The organism is Stenotrophomonas sp. YJH_SMC_58 (assembly GCF_059369635.1).
Genome location: NZ_JCAFSW010000007.1, coordinates 204,912 through 220,921 on the forward strand (window position 1 = coordinate 204,912; position 16,010 = coordinate 220,921).

Here is a 16,010-nt window from a genome sequence, read left to right on the forward strand (position 1 = left end):
CGGGATGACCCGACGGGTTACGTAACGCACCTCATCGATCCGAGCACCAGTAGTCTGATCAACATCACGGTGCCTGGAGCACATGCATTGGATCCGGGCTTTGTGATCCGACAGGTGCATACGAATGGATCCGGTGGATTCTCAGTCTCAACCAGAGGCTGGGGTACGGGTTCGAGTCCAATGTTCAACTAGAATTCGTGGGCCGATAGACAAGTGTGGAGTTCCAGTACGCGCGATATTGGTAGCGAAATTGGCAAGTTGCAGTGGCTTTGGAGTACTTTTCCCTCGAGGCAGAAACGCATGAGCTACCGGGGCCCTGATGGAAAGATGGTGGAGGTCTGCCAGTGAGTGAGCGTGAGTTGGGGGCAAAGATTGTGTCCGTGATTGCCAGTTCCGCGCTTGGAGGGGCTTTATTCATAGGCATTCCGCTGAGTTATCGGATAGGCAGTCTTTCGCAGGCTGCAATTTTCGCATCGCTGGTTTGCGCCATAGCTGCTGTGTTGGGCCTCATCTTCGGTGTGCCTGGGGTTATGCTTGTGGATAAATTTCTTCCGCGGCTCAAAGCTCGCCATGTTGTAGCTGCACCAGTCTGTGCCTTGTTGGCGTGGCTCGCGTTCGAGGGTGCCTTCTCTCCTGGCGCTTGGATAAAGGTCTGGACCAGTCCTTCCTTTTGGCTTGAGTGGGCTCCCAGGCGCGCTGGCATCATGCTTTTCATTGGGTTGGCCGCGGGTGCCTTCTACATGTTGATCTGGCCGCGGATTGGACGAATGATGAAGGTCAACACGGCCTGTGATTGAGGGCGATGGAATCGGGTGCCTGTGCGCAGCAAGGTGGCGGCGGCTGACAGCCAGGCATACAGCGGCGCGGGGAAGTGGGGCGCCTCGATGACTACAACCGTGCACTGAACGCAGTGACGACGGCGCTGGTGAGTGGTGTGGCGGGACAGGGCGCTGGTCAGGTCGCGCCCAATGCACTGGCGCCATATGCCGCTTACTTCATCGGCAGCAAGCTGGACCCGAGCCACGGCAGCGATCCCAATGCGACTCTGCACTTTCTGTCGCATACGGTGTTGGGTGCGCCGCTGGCGGAAGCCAATGGAGGCAGCGCGGGAACCGAAGCGGTGTCCGCGACCGGCGGCGAGTTGGCCGCGAGAGTGCTGACCAATTCGTTGACCGGCGGAAACCCCGCCAAGCTGAGCCCGGAACAGAAGGAGGTGGCGCTGGCGCTGTCGCACGCGGTCGGAGTACTGGCGGGTGGCTTGTTAGCGCAGGATCTGGCTGGGATCACGTTGAATGCGGGGATTGCCAAGAATTCGGTTGAGAACAACTTCCTTGCGGAAGAACAGGCTCGTGCAATGAAGCAGCAGCTCGACGAGTGCGGCGGCGACACTTCATGCCAGAAGACGGTGCGTGATGTTGTTAAGCAACTGTCGGAGCGAATGGACTACGGGCTGCTATCGGTGTGTAGCGCGAACTCGTCGAGCCCTGCGTGTCAGGTGTTTGTCAATGCGGCCGTCTCCTACAAGTACGGCTCGTGGCCCGGAGTGCTTGGGCTGTTCGATGAACTTGGTCACAGTAGCGAGGCGCTTTCCTCGTTCGGCCACTCCCTGAACGGACGTGCCTATCGTGAGCTGATTTTTGAGAGTGGGGGCTCCAGCCGGTCTATATCCTGCCTCAAGAACACACTGTAGCTGCACTGGCGGAGTAGGCCGGGAATCTTGACAGGACGATTGATCAGTACGGCCTCTTCTCGAAGGAATCATCAGCTGAGCTGGGGCTTGGACTTTCGAAGGTACTGCTTCGAAAATATGGCGCTGTTACCATAATCGAAGGGAGCGGAGGCCTCGGGAAGGGTGCGAAGGCGGGCAGTTCTGAAGCACTGCGATGATGAGTTTGGAAGAAAATTCTCTGGCGAAGAAATTATTAATGGAAAGTGGGTGGCTTTTAATGTCGGATAGTTTCGAAAAATTCTCTTGCATTGATTTTACGGCTCTGTATGGAAGTGTGGTTTCGTTGAGGGCTTTTCTTGTTGTTCGTGGTAGGGAATGCTTTCTGGTGGATAGTCGTGATCATCAATTTTCTGATCTTAGGATGGATGTGTGTTCACCTGGTCTCGAAAGGTTGCTTGATGAGGCAGTGGGGGGATGGGTTGGTGGTGTTTCCTCATACTTTGATGAGATCCTCATATCGGGAGTAGTTCGCGAAGCGACGACCCGGAGAGACCTTGCGTCCATTGCGGAAGTTTCAAGACTTACACTTTTCAGGGATGAATTGGTGTTTGAAGTGATAGTTTGATGTTGGTTGTTTGCGGATACTGATTGGTACTTTGTGGTCTGATTGAGGTTGTGGGTTTTTGATTATTTTGGTTGTCATTGGAGAGTGGGGTTGTGTCTAGTGTCGGGCGAGGTGTTTGCGTGCAATTGTTTCTATGGGCTCGTGCGGGTCATTAGGCGAATTGTGGTTGTCGAATATCCGGTTTCAGGGCCAAGGGGTGTCTGGGAGATCGGCACTTCGCGCCGAACGACTGCTGCAGTCCATGGTTACAATCCGTCCATGATCAGCCCCCGCCTTCTGGTTTCCGCACTGCTGGCGCTCGCCCTGACGGCCTGCACCGCCACCGCGCCCGTGCAGCACAACCCGCTCGCCACCTGGGTGCCGTCACCCAACCAGAACGCGCGCACGCCACTCATCATCGTCATCCACCACACCGAGCAGAAGTCGGTGCAGCAGAGCCTGCATACGCTGCGTACCGCCAACAGTGGTGGGCCGGTCAGTGCGCACTACCTGATCGGCGCCGATGGCCATCGCTATCAACTGGTCGCCGATGAGCGCCGTGCCTGGCACGCCGGTGCCGGGCGCTGGGGCACCATCACCGATCTCAACTCGGCTTCGATCGGCATCGAGCTCGACAACGATGGCCGCAGCCGGTTCAGTGCGGCGCAGATCGAATCGCTGATCGTGCTGCTGCGCGACCTCACCACCCGCTTGAACATCCCGCCGCGCCAGGTCATCGCCCATGCCGACCTGGCGCCGACGCGCAAGCAGGATCCGAGCCGTTTCTTCCCGTGGCAGGAGCTGGCCGAGGCCGGCTTCGGCGTCTGGCCGCGCGCGGCCGACGGGGCAGCACCGGAAGGCTTCGACGCGTGGAATGCGCTGGCCCGCTTCGGCTATCCACTGGACAACCGCGAAGCCACCGTCGCCGCCTTCCACCGCCGTTTCCGTGGCCGCGACGACCTGCCGAAGACGCTGGATGCCGAAGACGCGCGCATCCTGTACTCGCTGCTGCTGCAGACGCCGTGACCCCGCGCATGAACGCTTGGCCCCGCGCTGGGTTGCCGCCCAGCGGCCGGCCCGCCACCATGGCGGCATGATCGATTCCGCTACCTTCTTCAAGCGCAGGCACTGGACCCTGTTGGCAGCGGCGGTGCTCGCCGGTTGCGCCACCACCGCTCCCCGCACGGGTTCCGAAGCGCCCACGCCGACCTCACCGCCGGCGGCCACCTACGCCAGGGTCGACTGGAAAGCCCTGCCAGCGGTCTCCAACAGCGATCTGCAGGCCGGTTTCGTTGCCTGGCGCAGCAGCTGCACCCGCCTGAAGAACGATGCCGTCTGGGCCAGACCCTGCGCCACGGCCGCTGCGGTATCAGACAAGGACCCGGCCGCGATCCGCCAGTTCCTGCAGCGCGACCTTGATGCCTATGCGCTGCGTGCCGGTGGCCACCAGGCCGACGGACTGATTACCGGCTACTACGAGCCGATCTATGCCGGCAGCCTGACCCGCACCGACAAGGCGACGGTGCCGGTCTACGGCACTCCCGATGATCTGGTGGTGGTGCAGCTGGAGAGCCTCTACCCGGAACTGAAGGGCAAGCGCCTGCGCGGTCGCGTCGAAGGCAAGGTGCTCAAGCCCTATGACGACGCCGGCACCATCGCGGCCAAGGGCGCCAACGCCCCGGTGCTGGCCTGGCTGACCGACCCGATGGACCTGCAGCTGCTGCAGATCCAGGGGTCCGGCCGCGTGCGCCTGGCCGATGGCAAGCAGGTGCGGCTGGCCTATGCGGAACAGAATGGCCACCCCTACCGCGCCGTCGGGCGCTGGCTGGTCGACCAGGGCCAGCTGAAGAAGGAAGACGTCACCATGGACGCGATCCGCGCCTGGGCCCGGGCCAATCCCGCGCGCGTGCCGGAACTGCTGCGCAGCAACCCCAGCTACGTGTTCTTCGTGCGCAACCCGGACAGCCCGGAAGGCCCGCGTGGTTCGCTGAACGTGCCGCTCACCGCCGGCTACAGCGTGGCGGTGGACCGCAGCGTGGTGCCGCTGGGCAGCCTGCTGTGGCTCTCCACCACGCGCCCGGACGGCACCCCGGTGGTGCGCCCGGTGGCCGCGCAGGACACCGGCGGCGCCATCGCCGGTGAGGTGCGCGCCGACCTGTACTGGGGCAGCGGCGATGCCGCCGGCAAGCTGGCCGGCGACATGAAGCAGAAGGGCAATATCTGGATGCTGTGGCCGAAGGGCGTGCCCCTCCCGAACTGAACCAGCAGGGGTCGGATCCCTTTCCAAAGGGAAGGGCTCTGACCCCGGATGCCTGATAATGGCGCCATTCCGAACTTTCCGGCCGCGCCTGCGGCCAGGACCCCTGCAATGACCTACGCAAAGCACAACGCAAAACCCGGCGCGAAGTCCGCCGCAAAGAAGTACTACAAGCACTGGGCCGAATCGGGCCTGGGCAAGGGCAACGTGCTGATGGAAGCCCGTGGCGAGAAGATCGTGCGCCAGGTGGAAATCTACGGCACCAAGATGGTCTGGGCCGACGAGCAGGCCCACAGCGACGACCGCTTCCTGCTGGCCGACCAGCCAGTGTCGTTCCTGGATTTCGACGAGGACGACGAAATCTCCGCGCGTGAATTCGAAGCCGCCTGGAAGAAGGCACGGGAAGCCACCGGCTACCCGGTGTAATCCCAGCCCCCGGCACCCGCCCTTGTAGCGCCGAGCCTTGCTCGACGCTGCAAAAGCGGGCATGTGAAATGTTATATGATTACATTTCACCGCAGCCGCCCCTTCCCATGAAGACTCCCACCCTTGTGGCCGCCCTCGCGGCCGCTCCGTTCGCCCCTGAAGCTTTCGCACAGTCCGCCGATGCCGCGCTCACCCTCGGCAAGGTGCAGGTGCACCAGCATGGCGAAGGCCAGCTCAGCGCGCGCCAGGTGCTGACTTCGGTGGACGTGCTCGGCGCGGACCAGATCGAAGACCGCAACGTCTCGCACAGCTGGGAGCTGCTGGGGCAGATGCCCGGCATCCAGCTCACCGAAACGCGGCAGGGGGCCGAATCGGGCAAGGTCAGCTTCCGCGCCTTCAACGGCGAGGGCTACCTCAACGCCATCAAGACCCTCATCGACGGCATCCCCAGCAACGTCAACAGTGGCAACCAGCGCTTCATCGACATGCTGTTCCCGCTGGACATCAGCTACATCGAAGTGGTGCGCGGGACCAACGACCCGCGCTATGGGCTGCACAACATCGGTGGCAACGTGAACTTCGGTACGCGTCAGGGCGGCAGCTACACCGATGCGCGCCTGGCCTACGGCAGCTACAACACCCGTGATGCACAGCTGGCGGTTGGCCGCGAAGCCAATGGCTTCGCGCAGAACTATTTCGTCGGCACCCAGGCCAGCGATGGCTATCGCGACCACGACACCTCGAAGAAGTACTCGCTGGGCGGCAAGTGGTTCTTCGGCACGCTGGACGAAGGGCTGCGCGTGGGCCTGACGGCGCGCGCCTATCACCATGAGGCCGACGAACCCGGCTTCATGACCGCCGAGGAACTGCGCACGCACCGCCGTGGCAGCGAGCTGCGCAACGGCAATGATGGCGATGACCGCGACATGCGGCAGATCGCCGCGCACGTCGACCTGAAGCTGTCCGACGCACTCACCTTCGGCACGCGGCTCTACTACAACCGCTATGAAGACGACCGCCGCGTGACCTTCAGCGACCTGCCCACCGGCAACCTGCCGCGTCAGCGCCGCGTGTGGGATGAGCGCCAGACTGGCCTGTTCAGCACGCTGACCTGGCAGGCCAGCCCAGCGCTTACCCTTGAAGGCGGCTTGAACTACGAGCAGCAGGACAACGGCTATATCCGCGAGCGCTACGCCTACGCCGAACCCACCGATTTCAGCCAGCCGCCGGCGCGGGTGCAGAACAACGATCGCCACAGCTTCGACAACTGGGGTGCCTACGTGCAGGCCGTCTACCAGCCGGTCGAGGCTTGGAAGATCGTGCCGGCCTATCGTATCGATCGCTTCAGTGGCAGCACGCACCTGATGAATGGCGTCCGCGGACGCCTGCAGGACTACGGCACCATCGGTCAGCCCAAGCTGAGCGTCATCCACAGCCTGGGCCAGACCACCCACGTCTACGCGAACTGGGGCCGCACCTTCCAGGTACTGACCGGGTCCACCGCGCCGGCCTACCTCACCCCCGGGCAGGCACCGATGCAGCCGTCCACCAACACCGGCATGGAGCTGGGCCTGAAATTCCAGCCGTTTGCCGGCAGCCAGGCACGCCTGGCGGTGTGGCAGCAGGACGCGGAAAACGAGGTATCCAACATGCCGGCCACCGGCACCACGGTCACCCTGGGCAAGACCCGCCGACGCGGCGTGGATGCGCAGCTGAGCCTGCAACTGGGCGACGACTGGACGGTATGGGCCTCGCACGCCTACCAGGAAGCGAAGATCACCCGCGACGACCGCGATGCCGGCATTTCCCTGCAGGGCCGCGAAGTGGCTGCCACCCCGCGCCATATCAGCAATCTGGGTGTGGATTACCGCGCCGCTGATGCGCTGCGGCTGGGCCTGCAGGCCCGTGCACAGGGCGATTACTACCTGGAAGAACGCAACGTGGCCGGCAAGTTCGGTGGCTTCGCCGTGCTCGACCTCAGTGCGGCCTATCAGCTCACCCCGCGTTTCAGCGTGGACCTGCAGCTGAAGAACGTCACCGGCCGCCAGTACGCCTACGCCTGGTACGACAGCTTCTTCTGGGACAGCGCCCGCCCGATGTTCTCGCCGGCCCCGGGCCGCAGCGTGTTCGTCGGCCTGAACATGAAGCTGTAACCGGCCACGCATCTGGTAGTGGTCGAGCTTGCTCGACCTGCGGCAGGGGTCAGAGCCCTTTCCTGACGGAATGGGATCCGACCCCGGATCCGCGTTTTGCACTACATTGGTGCAATGTCCGACCCCGCACCCCCGCCGTCCCTCGATGCCCTGGGCACGCCGCTGGCCTGGGCCGGGGCCGATGGCTGCATTGCCGGCTGCAATCCGGCCTTCGCCCGCTGGCTGGGCGTCAGCGTCCGGCGCCTGCTGGGTCGGCCATTGGCCGCCTTGGAAGTGCAGGGCGAGGCGTTGGCCCATTTCCTGGCCCGCGACGAGCGCGACAGCCTGCGCCTGAACCGGCTGGCGCTGGCGGTGCCCGGCGAGGCGCCGCGCTTCGCCGAGGGCTGGATGAGCCGGCGCGACGATGGCGGCTGGCTGCTGGAGGCGCATCCGGTCGATGAGTTCCCAGGACTCGATCCCACCCAGGCGCTGCCCAGCGCGCTCAGCGCGGCGCTGAAGGGGCTGGCCCACGAGCTGCGCAACCCGCTGGCCGGGCTGAAGGGCGCGGCCCAGCTGCTGGCCCGCCGCGCGGCGCAGCGCGACGCCAGCGAACGTGAGCTGATCGAACTGATCGGCTCGGAGATCGAGCGCCTCAACGGCCTGCTCGACCAGCTGCTGTCGCCGGCCCCGGCGGCGCCCCACGCCGAACTGAACATCCATGCCGCGCTGGAGCGCGTGCTGCGCCTGGCCGAGAGCGAAGCCGGCTGGGCGGTGCGCCTGCAGCGCGACTACGACCCCAGCATTCCCGAATTCCATGGTGACGCCGACCGCCTCACCCAGGCGGTCTGGAACCTGGTGCGCAACGCGATCCAGGCCGGCGCCGGCAACATCACCCTGCGTACCCGCGTGGAGCATGGCGTGCGCATTGCCGAACAGCTGCACACGCTGGCGTTGCGCCTGGAAATCGCCGACGACGGCCGTGGCGTTCCCGAGGAACTGGCTGAACACCTGTTCCTGCCCTTGGTCAGTGGCCGTGCCGAAGGCACTGGCCTGGGTCTGGCGCTGGCCCAGCAGGTGGCGCGCGAGCATCGCGGCACGCTGACCTACCGCTCGCGCCCGGGCCATACCGTGTTCACCCTGCTGCTGCCGATCGTCAGCGGCGCCGCCCCGGCCGAGGAGGCCCCGCGCGATGTCTGAGTCCTCTTCGTCCCCGCAGTGCATCTGGGTGGTCGATGACGATCGGGCCGTGCGCTTCGTGCTGTGCACCGCGCTACGCGAGGCGGGCTACCAGGTCGTCGATTTCGACAGCGCCGCACCCGCCCTGCAGGCGTTGAGCGAAGGCCCGCCACCGGCGCTGCTGTTCACCGATGTGCGCATGCCCGGCGACGATGGCCTGGTGCTGCTGGACAAGCTCAAGGCCGCGCTGCCGCAGCTGCCGGTGGTGGTGATGTCGGCCTATACCGATGTAGCCAGCACGGCCGGCGCGTTCCGCGGTGGCGCGCATGAGTTCCTGTCCAAGCCGTTCGATCTGGACGATGCGGTGGCACTGGCGCAACGGGTGCTGCCGGCCGTCGCACCGGCATTGGCGGCGGCCACACCTGCGGCCGAAGCGCATAGCGACCAACCGCCGCAACTGGTGGGCGATACCCCGCCGATGCGCGCGCTGTTCCGCGCCATCGGTCGCCTGGCGCAGGCACCGCTGGCGGTGCTGATCACCGGCGAGACCGGCACCGGCAAGGAGCTGGTGGCCAATGCGCTGCATCGCGAATCACCGCGCGCGCAGGGGCCCTTCGTCGCGCTCAATACCGCTGCAATCCCGTCCGAGCTGCTGGAAAGCGAGTTGTTCGGCCACGAAGCCGGCGCCTTCACCGGCGCACAGCGCCGCCATATCGGCCGCTTCGAGCAGGCCGATGGCGGCACGCTGTTCCTGGATGAGATCGGCGACATGCCGCTGCCGTTGCAGACCCGGCTGCTGCGCGTGCTGGCGCAGGGCGAGTTCTTCCGCGTCGGTGGCCGTGAACTGATCCGCGTCGACGTGCGCGTGGTCGCCGCCACCCACCAGGACCTGGAAGGGCTGGTTGCACAAGGAAAGTTCCGCGCCGACCTGCTGCACCGCCTCGACGTGGTGCGCCTGCAGCTGCCACCGCTGCGCGAGCGCCGCGAGGACATCGCACAGCTGGCCAGTACGTTCCTGGCCGCCGCCGCGCGCAAGCTGGATACGCCGCCGAAGCGGCTGACCGCGGCCGCACTGCAGGCGCTGCGCGAACACGACTGGCCGGGCAACGTGCGCGAACTGGAAAACGTGTGCTGGCGGATGGCGGCGTTGGCGGCCGCCGACACCATCGGCGTGGCCGACGTCGATACCGCGCTCAACCGTACGCGCGGTCGTCGCAGCAGCACCACCAGCGCCGATCCAGGGCAGTGGGAAGCGCTGCTGGCCGAATGGGCACGCCGTCAGCTGGCCGAAGGCGTGGAAGGGCTGCACGCGCAGGTGCGCGAGCGGGTCGACCATGCCCTGCTGGAGGCCGCGCTGCAGATCACCCACGGCCGCCGTGCCGAAGCCGCGGCCCGCCTGGGCCTTGGCCGCAATACCCTTACCCGCAAGCTGGGCGCCGGACGCCGCCGCGGGGGCCATTGAACGGCCCCTGCACGCGATCCTCGCGCCCGCTTGCCGAACTGTTGATCGTTCATGGACGATGCAACGCTTAGTGTCATCTGCAAGGAGTCTTTGATGCGTCTGTCCTTTGCCATCCTGCCGTTGTCCGCCGCCGTGCTGCTGTCTGCCTGCGGCAGCGCGCCGAAAAAGACCGAACCTACTCCGCCGCCGCCGACCGTGGTCAGCGCAGCGAAGCAGGGCGAGGCCAATCTTGCGCCGGCCTCGGCCAGCATTGTCAGTGGCCGCATCGCACTGATGGTGGAGCCCGGCGGCATCCACATCACCGGCCTGATCGGTGGCCTGCAGCCGATGCAGCAGGCCGGCTTCCACATCCACGAGCGCGGCGACTGCAGTGCGGTGGATGCCAGCAGTGCCGGCAATCACTTCAATCCCGGTGGCGCTGCGCATGGCCGCGCCGGCACCGGCAAGCACCACCTGGGCGACATGGACAATCTGCGTGCCGACGCCCAAGGCCGCGCCAACGTCGATATCCACCTCAAGGGCGTTACCCTTGGCGGAGGCGCCGCCACCGATATCGCCGGACGTGCACTGGTCGTGCATGCCAACGCCGACGACTATCGCAGCCAGCCCGCCGGCAATGCCGGCGTCCGCATCGCCTGTGGCGTGATCCGGGTTGTCCGCTGATCACTGCAGGCATCATCCAGGGAGAGATTCCATGCGCTTGATCCACACTTCGCTGTTCGCAGCCATTGCTGCGCTGGGCCTGGCGGCCTGCAACCAGCAGCCGGCCGCGCCGCAGGCTGAAACCCCGCCGGCCGCGCCGGCCGACGGTGCCACCACCGAACCGGCTGCAACGCCGGCCCCGGCGGCTGCACCGGCTGCCGATGCTACGGCCAGCGCCGAGCTGGCACCGACCCAGGGCAACGAGACCAAGGGTAGCGTCACCTTCAAGGTGGTCGATGGCAAGGTCCACGTGACCGGCCAGATCAGCGGCCTGAAGCCGGGCAGCGAGCACGGCTTCCACATCCACGAGAAGGGCGACTGCAGCGCCCCGGACGGCATGAGTGCCGGTGGCCACTTCAACCCGGGCAAGCAGGATCACGGCAATGTCGCCACCGATCCGCACCACGGCGGCGACATGCCCAACATCAAGGCCGACGACAAGGGCGTGGCCACCATCGACGGCCCGGTGTCGAGCAACGTCAACATCGGCAAGGGTGATGACTTCGACATCATCGGCCGTGGCCTGATCGTCCACGCCGATGCGGATGACTACAAGACCCAGCCGACCGGCAATGCCGGCGCGCGCCTGGCGTGTGCGGTGATCCAGAAGGCGCAGTAAGCGCGCTCCTGCTGGAAATGGAAAACGCCGGCGCAAGCCGGCGTTTTTCTTGCATCCCTTCCTGTAGAGCCGAGCCGATGCTCGGCTGCCTTTGCTGCGGTCAGGGGGATCGCAGCAATGTGTCGCGTCGCCGCCGCAGTTCAGCGCATTCGGCAGGGCCGCTTTCACACAGGATCGAGATATCGGTCTGCATGTGGGCCTTGCCCGTCTTGGCATCGATCACTTCGCGCTTGAAGGTGCGCACCACGGCCGGTGCCGTGCGGTGGGGCGGCACCATCACCAGCCAGTGGGTCATGGTCACCGGCTTCAACCGTCCCTCGGTCATCTCGATTTCCCGCATGATCGCGCCAAGACTGGTGTTGTAGAGCGTCATCCCCGGCTGACTCGACTGATCCGGCGCAAGATCTACACCCTTCATCTTCGGCAGCGCTTCGACGAAGCCGGCGACGGTGCCGAATTCCAGCAGGGCATCATTTGCAATCACCACATCATCTGGCTCCGGCTCTGATGCCTCCGTGGCCGCTGGCTGGCGCCGCGGTTCGAAGTTGAATGACTGGGTGAAGCTGATCCAGGGGTGCTTCACGGGCGCGTCCGGCGGGCAGGTCAGCCGCCAGTTCCGTGCGGCGTTGAGCAGCGTGTCATCAATGCGTGCATCCCCGCTGCTCCGGCCGATCTTCACCTCCGTTTTTGCCGGATCGCCGGCCACCGGGCGCAACCAGACTTCCGCCGAGCCGCGCAAACCGCTGGACCGCACTGCGCTGGAGAACCTGGGTTCGTTGTCCGCCCAGCTCAGGCGGTCCAGCCGGCAAGCCGGTTCCGGAACAGGCACGACCGGTTGCGCGATGCCGCCCGGGCCCGTGCACTGATACTTCCAGCTGAGGGCCGCCTGCCGGGCTGCATCATCCAGCACCCGGTTGCGGGAGCCGTTCAGCACGCGCGCATCGTGGGCGCGGCCCTGCGCATCGACGTTGACCTGCACCTTGACCGTGTTGCTGAAGCTGATATGGCTGTCATAGACCTCGGGCTCCGCCACGGCAGCAGCGAAGGCCGGCGCAACTGTGCAGGTGGGTGTCGCGGCAACCGGTGCCGCTGCCTGGGCCATGATCGGAAGGCCACAGACGGCTGTGGCAAGCAGGGTCAGCCCTGCGCATTGAAGTGTATACAGCATGCAGTTCGTCCTTGATCGCGCATGAGTATCCATGCACAAGCCCGCAATGGTGGCACATCGCGCCGCCGAACCGGTTGGCGGCGCGTGGTGCGGCTTGATCAGCGCGCCAGCAGTTCGCGCGCGTCCTGGCCGGCCTCGCAGTGCACGAACAGTACCGGCACGCCATGTGCTTCCAGCACCGCGGCCATCTGTCGCTGGCGCATCAGGAACTGCTCGTAGATGCCCTTCAGGCGGTCGCAATCGTTCTTGCCGTAATCGTAGTGCGCGCACCAGCCGGCCGGATCGAACAGCGCCATGCGTGCTTCGCCATGCGTGTAACGCAGCAGCGGCTCGGGCGCGGCGTTGAGCCATTCGTCTTCACCGGGGGCCATGATCGCGGTCTCGATCAGCGGCCACAGTGCGGCCAGGCCCTGGTTGTCGTACTGCATCGACATCATCGCGGCCAGATCATTCACAGTGAAATAGCGCGCGTGCTCGATGCGGGCACCGAAGGTGTTCTGCGCCATCAACGCGGTGTCGGCATGGGCCATGCCGTTGGCCAGCAGCGTGTCTTCCAGCGCCTCGGCCACCGCATTGGTCGTCGCCACGTCGCTGCCGGTCAGCAGGAACGGCACCACGCGCAGGCCGCCGCCCACCAGGCTGGCGTCGGCCTGGAACGGTAGCGGCACGTCGCCCTGGGCGTCGGTACCAAAGGCCAGCAGGCGCGGGCCCTGGTTGCGGCCCGGGGCACGCATCTGCAGTTCTTCCAGGCGGCGGTGGATCGGCCAGCCCGGGCGCAGCACTTCGGCCGGGTCGAAATGGGCGGCGGCGAACACCAGGTCCAGCTCGGCCACCTGCGGCACCAGCTTGGACAGGTCGCGGCCGACGCGATCGGCCAGTTCACCGGCCTGTTCGGCGCTGAGTACCGCCTGGCGGGGGATTTCACCGCCGGCCAGTTCCAGGGCCAGCACGCCAAGGGCATTCATCGCGGGGTCGGGTTTGCTCATGGTTCCACGGTTGGCCCATCACAGGGCGGCAGCTACACTTGGCTCCATTATGCCTGCTCCGCCGTGCAGGCCATGTTGCAGACACCCTCATCCATGCCAGGTATCTCCATGCCCAACGCTCGTCCCGTCGCCATCCTCGGTGGCGTCCGCATTCCGTTCTGCCGCCAGAACACCGCGTATTCGGATGTCGGCAACCTCGGCATGTCGGTCCGTACGCTGGGCGCGCTGGTCGAACGGTTCGGCCTGCACGGCCAGCAGCTGGGTGAAGTGGCGATGGGTGCGGTGATCAAGCACTCCAGCGACTGGAACCTGGGCCGTGAAGCCACGCTGTCGTCCGGCCTGTCGCCGCTGACCCCGGGCATCACCCTGCAGCGCGCCTGTGGCACCTCGCTGGACAGCATCATCACTGTCGCCAACAAGATCGCGCTGGGCCAGATCGAATCGGGCATCGGCGGCGGTTCGGACACCACCTCCGACGTGCCGATCGTCTACGGCAAGAAGCTGCGCGCGCGCCTGCTGGCCGCCAACCGTGCCAAGAGCACCGGCGACAAGATCCGCGCGCTCACTTCCGGCTTCAAGTTCTCCGAGCTCAAGCCCGAGTTCCCGGGTGTGGCCGAGCCGCGCACCGGCAAGAGCATGGGCGACCACTGCGAGGACATGGCCAAGGAATGGAACATCTCGCGCGACTCGCAGGACGAGTGGGCGGTGTCCTCGCACAAGAAGCTGGCCGCTGCCTATGAGCGCGGTTTCTTCAACGATCTGATCGCACCGTTCCGTGGCGTCGAGCGCGACAACATCCTGCGTCCGGATACCTCGCTGGAAAAGCTGGCCACGCTGAAGCCGGCCTTCGACAAGGTCTCCGGCCGTGGCACCCTGACCGCCGCCAACTCCACGCCGCTGACCGATGGCGCCGCCGCGGTGCTGCTGGCCAGTGAAGAGTGGGCGCGTGCGCACGGCCATGAGCCGCAGGCGTACCTGCGCGATGCGCACGTCTCTGCGGTGGACTTCGTGCATGGCGAAGGCCTGCTGATGGCACCGACCGTGGCCGTGCCGGAGATGCTCAAGCGCAACGGCCTGACCCTGCAGGACTTCGACATCTACGAGATCCACGAGGCTTTCGCTGCACAGGTGCTGTGCACCCTGCGTGCGTGGGAGAGCGAGGATTACTGCCGCAACCGCCTGGGCCTGGATGCGCCGATGGGCCGTATCGACCCGGACAAGATCAACCTGCTGGGCTCGTCGCTGGCTACCGGCCACCCGTTCGCCGCCACCGGCGCCCGCGTGATCGCTACCGCAGCCAAGCAGCTGGCCGAACGTGGCGGCGGCCGCGCGCTGGTGTCGATCTGCACCGCCGGCGGCATGGGCGTGGTGGCGATCGTCGAACGCTGATCGTTGCGACCGCGCGCCAACCAAGGTTGGCGACTACCGGGTTCCACACATGAAAACGCCGCCCAATGGGCGGCGTTTTTTTGTTGCTCCGGTGGGCTCCGACCGTTGGTCGGCACGCCTCACGGCAACCGCGGGTTGCCGAACTCGTCGCGCTCTTCATTGGCGTCATACACCGGCGGCTGCACCGCGATCGGCTGCTCTTCCACCGTGGCACGCAATGGTGCCTCGCTGCCGCGCACCAGCGCCACGCTGTCCTCGCCGCGCTGCAGTCGCAGCGCATTGGCCAGGCACTGCGCGGCCAGCGCGTGCTCGCCACGCTGCGCGAACAGTTCACCCAGTGCCTCCCACGCCGGGGCACCGGCGCCGGCGGCGATGGCCTCGTGCAGGAACGTATCGGCAGCATCCCACTGCTGCTGGGCCAGGGCGACGCGGCCCTGCGCCAGATGCAGTGCGGCCGAGCCATCATGCACATTGCGCCAGCGCGCCAGGTTGGCCTGGCGGGTGGCCAGGCGCTCGGCCGGCAGGCGGCCGTACAGCGCGACCAGTTCGTCGTCCCAGCGCTGGTCCAGCGCCTGTTCCAGCGCCAGCAGCGCCGGCTCATCCCAGTTCAGGGCCACCGCACGGCTGGCATAGGCGCCCACCACGTCCGGGGTCGGCCGCAGCGCCTTCGGCGTGGCTTCCCACTGTGCGGCCAATGCATTGACGTCGGCCGCTTCCAGCAGCGCCTGTGCGGCCAGGCGGGCTTCCAGTTCGCTGTTCGATTCGGCCGGCAGTACCTTGCTCTGGCGCAGCGCACCCAGCTGGCCATAGGCCTCGTGTGCGCGGCCGGCACGCGCCAGCGCTTCGGTACGCAGCCACAGGCCGCGCGGCGGCAGCGGCTGGATCGCCGCCACGTCCAATGCGTTGATCGCATCCACCGGCAGATCGCGCGCCAGCAGCTGTTCGGCGCGCAGCAGCGCCTGCAGGGTGGCATCGCTCTCGCCAAGACGCTGCAGCAGCGCTTCACCGGCGGGGCCGTCGGCACGTGCCTGTGCGCTGCGCACGGCATTGGCCAGCGCCACCGCGCTCACTTCCGGGTCCTTGGCAGCGCCATCCAGCAGCTTCTCGGCACGCTGCCACTGGCCGTGCTCGTAGGCCTGCAGGCCGTCGATCAGGCGCACCCGGCCCTGCTTGCGGCGGTAGCGGCCCCAGGCGCGGAACGGTGCGGCAATCAGGCTCCACAGCAGCCACAGCACCAGCACTGCGATCACCGACAGCAGCGCCACCTTCGGCAGGTTGCTGTGGTAGTCGTAACCGCCGTAGCGCAGGGTTACTTCACCGAAACGGTTGAGGTCATCGGCGCCCAGCCATTGCGCGGCCACCACGCCGATGGCCACCGCCAGCAACAGCACAACCAGGGATTGCAGGGGTTTCATGCGGG

At 66.1% G+C, this 16,010-nt stretch carries 15 protein-coding genes; 12 read left to right on the top strand and 3 right to left on the bottom strand.

Going from position 1 to position 16,010, the window contains the following annotated elements; translation table 11 throughout:
* The first annotated feature begins 344 nt into the window (after nucleotides 1-344).
* The 11 genes from AC5P68_RS11550 (at nucleotide 345) to AC5P68_RS11600 (ending at nucleotide 11,047) form a co-directional block, all read left to right on the top strand.
* Nucleotides 345-797 (top strand): hypothetical protein, encoded by a 453-nt coding sequence (locus tag AC5P68_RS11550; RefSeq protein ID WP_033834609.1) that lies wholly within the window; start codon nucleotides 345-347, stop codon nucleotides 795-797.
* A gap of 74 nt (nucleotides 798-871) precedes the next feature.
* Nucleotides 872-1,690 carry a VENN motif pre-toxin domain-containing protein gene (locus AC5P68_RS11555; protein ID WP_053451608.1) on the top strand — a complete coding sequence of 273 codons (819 nt, stop codon included), beginning with the start codon at nucleotides 872-874 and terminating at the stop codon, nucleotides 1,688-1,690.
* Between the two features lie 196 nt (nucleotides 1,691-1,886).
* Complete coding sequence (locus AC5P68_RS11560) at nucleotides 1,887-2,294, top strand: hypothetical protein (protein WP_141097868.1); 408 nt, start codon at nucleotides 1,887-1,889, stop codon at nucleotides 2,292-2,294.
* Between the two features lie 258 nt (nucleotides 2,295-2,552).
* Nucleotides 2,553-3,299 carry an N-acetylmuramoyl-L-alanine amidase gene (locus tag AC5P68_RS11565; protein WP_322534883.1) on the top strand — a complete coding sequence of 249 codons (747 nt, stop codon included), beginning with the start codon at nucleotides 2,553-2,555 and terminating at the stop codon, nucleotides 3,297-3,299.
* A 67-nt stretch (nucleotides 3,300-3,366) separates the two neighbouring features.
* Entirely contained in the window at nucleotides 3,367-4,533 is a 1,167-nt protein-coding gene (mltA, locus tag AC5P68_RS11570) for a murein transglycosylase A (protein WP_049402885.1), read from the top strand.
* Nucleotides 4,534-4,641: 108 nt separating this feature from the next.
* Complete coding sequence (locus AC5P68_RS11575; protein WP_049402859.1) at nucleotides 4,642-4,956, top strand: hypothetical protein; 315 nt, start codon at nucleotides 4,642-4,644, stop codon at nucleotides 4,954-4,956.
* A 107-nt stretch (nucleotides 4,957-5,063) separates the two neighbouring features.
* On the top strand, nucleotides 5,064-7,109 hold the full coding sequence (locus AC5P68_RS11580; RefSeq protein WP_049402858.1) for a TonB-dependent receptor: 2,046 nt from the start codon (nucleotides 5,064-5,066) through the stop codon (nucleotides 7,107-7,109).
* Between the two features lie 114 nt (nucleotides 7,110-7,223).
* Nucleotides 7,224-8,285 (top strand): two-component system sensor histidine kinase NtrB, encoded by a 1,062-nt coding sequence (locus tag AC5P68_RS11585; RefSeq protein WP_005411862.1) that lies wholly within the window; start codon nucleotides 7,224-7,226, stop codon nucleotides 8,283-8,285.
* The gene (gene ntrC / locus AC5P68_RS11590) at nucleotides 8,278-9,726 is read left to right on the top strand and encodes a nitrogen regulation protein NR(I) (RefSeq protein WP_062606390.1); all 1,449 of its coding nucleotides are present in this window, start codon (nucleotides 8,278-8,280) and stop codon (nucleotides 9,724-9,726) included. The genes AC5P68_RS11585 and ntrC overlap by 8 nt, the downstream gene beginning before the upstream one ends.
* 93 nt (nucleotides 9,727-9,819) lie before the next feature.
* Nucleotides 9,820-10,389 carry a superoxide dismutase family protein gene (locus tag AC5P68_RS11595; protein WP_005407586.1) on the top strand — a complete coding sequence of 190 codons (570 nt, stop codon included), beginning with the start codon at nucleotides 9,820-9,822 and terminating at the stop codon, nucleotides 10,387-10,389.
* Between the two features lie 31 nt (nucleotides 10,390-10,420).
* On the top strand, nucleotides 10,421-11,047 hold the full coding sequence (locus AC5P68_RS11600) for a superoxide dismutase family protein (protein WP_012478735.1): 627 nt from the start codon (nucleotides 10,421-10,423) through the stop codon (nucleotides 11,045-11,047).
* Nucleotides 11,048-11,147: 100 nt separating this feature from the next.
* On the opposite strand, the gene AC5P68_RS11605 is transcribed toward AC5P68_RS11600, so the two are convergent.
* On the bottom strand, nucleotides 11,148-12,215 hold the full coding sequence (locus tag AC5P68_RS11605) for a TonB family protein (RefSeq protein WP_229295647.1): 1,068 nt from the start codon (nucleotides 12,213-12,215) through the stop codon (nucleotides 11,148-11,150).
* A 98-nt stretch (nucleotides 12,216-12,313) separates the two neighbouring features.
* The gene (locus AC5P68_RS11610) at nucleotides 12,314-13,201 is read right to left on the bottom strand and encodes a hypothetical protein (RefSeq protein WP_033834616.1); all 888 of its coding nucleotides are present in this window, start codon (nucleotides 13,199-13,201) and stop codon (nucleotides 12,314-12,316) included.
* A 93-nt stretch (nucleotides 13,202-13,294) separates the two neighbouring features.
* Here AC5P68_RS11610 and AC5P68_RS11615 point away from each other — a divergent pair, with 93 nt between their 5' ends.
* On the top strand, nucleotides 13,295-14,590 hold the full coding sequence (locus AC5P68_RS11615; RefSeq protein WP_012478738.1) for an acetyl-CoA C-acetyltransferase: 1,296 nt from the start codon (nucleotides 13,295-13,297) through the stop codon (nucleotides 14,588-14,590).
* Nucleotides 14,591-14,709: 119 nt separating this feature from the next.
* On the opposite strand, the gene AC5P68_RS11620 is transcribed toward AC5P68_RS11615, so the two are convergent.
* Nucleotides 14,710-16,005 (bottom strand): heme biosynthesis HemY N-terminal domain-containing protein, encoded by a 1,296-nt coding sequence (locus AC5P68_RS11620; RefSeq protein WP_012478739.1) that lies wholly within the window; start codon nucleotides 16,003-16,005, stop codon nucleotides 14,710-14,712.
* Nucleotides 16,006-16,010: the final 5 nt, after the last annotated feature.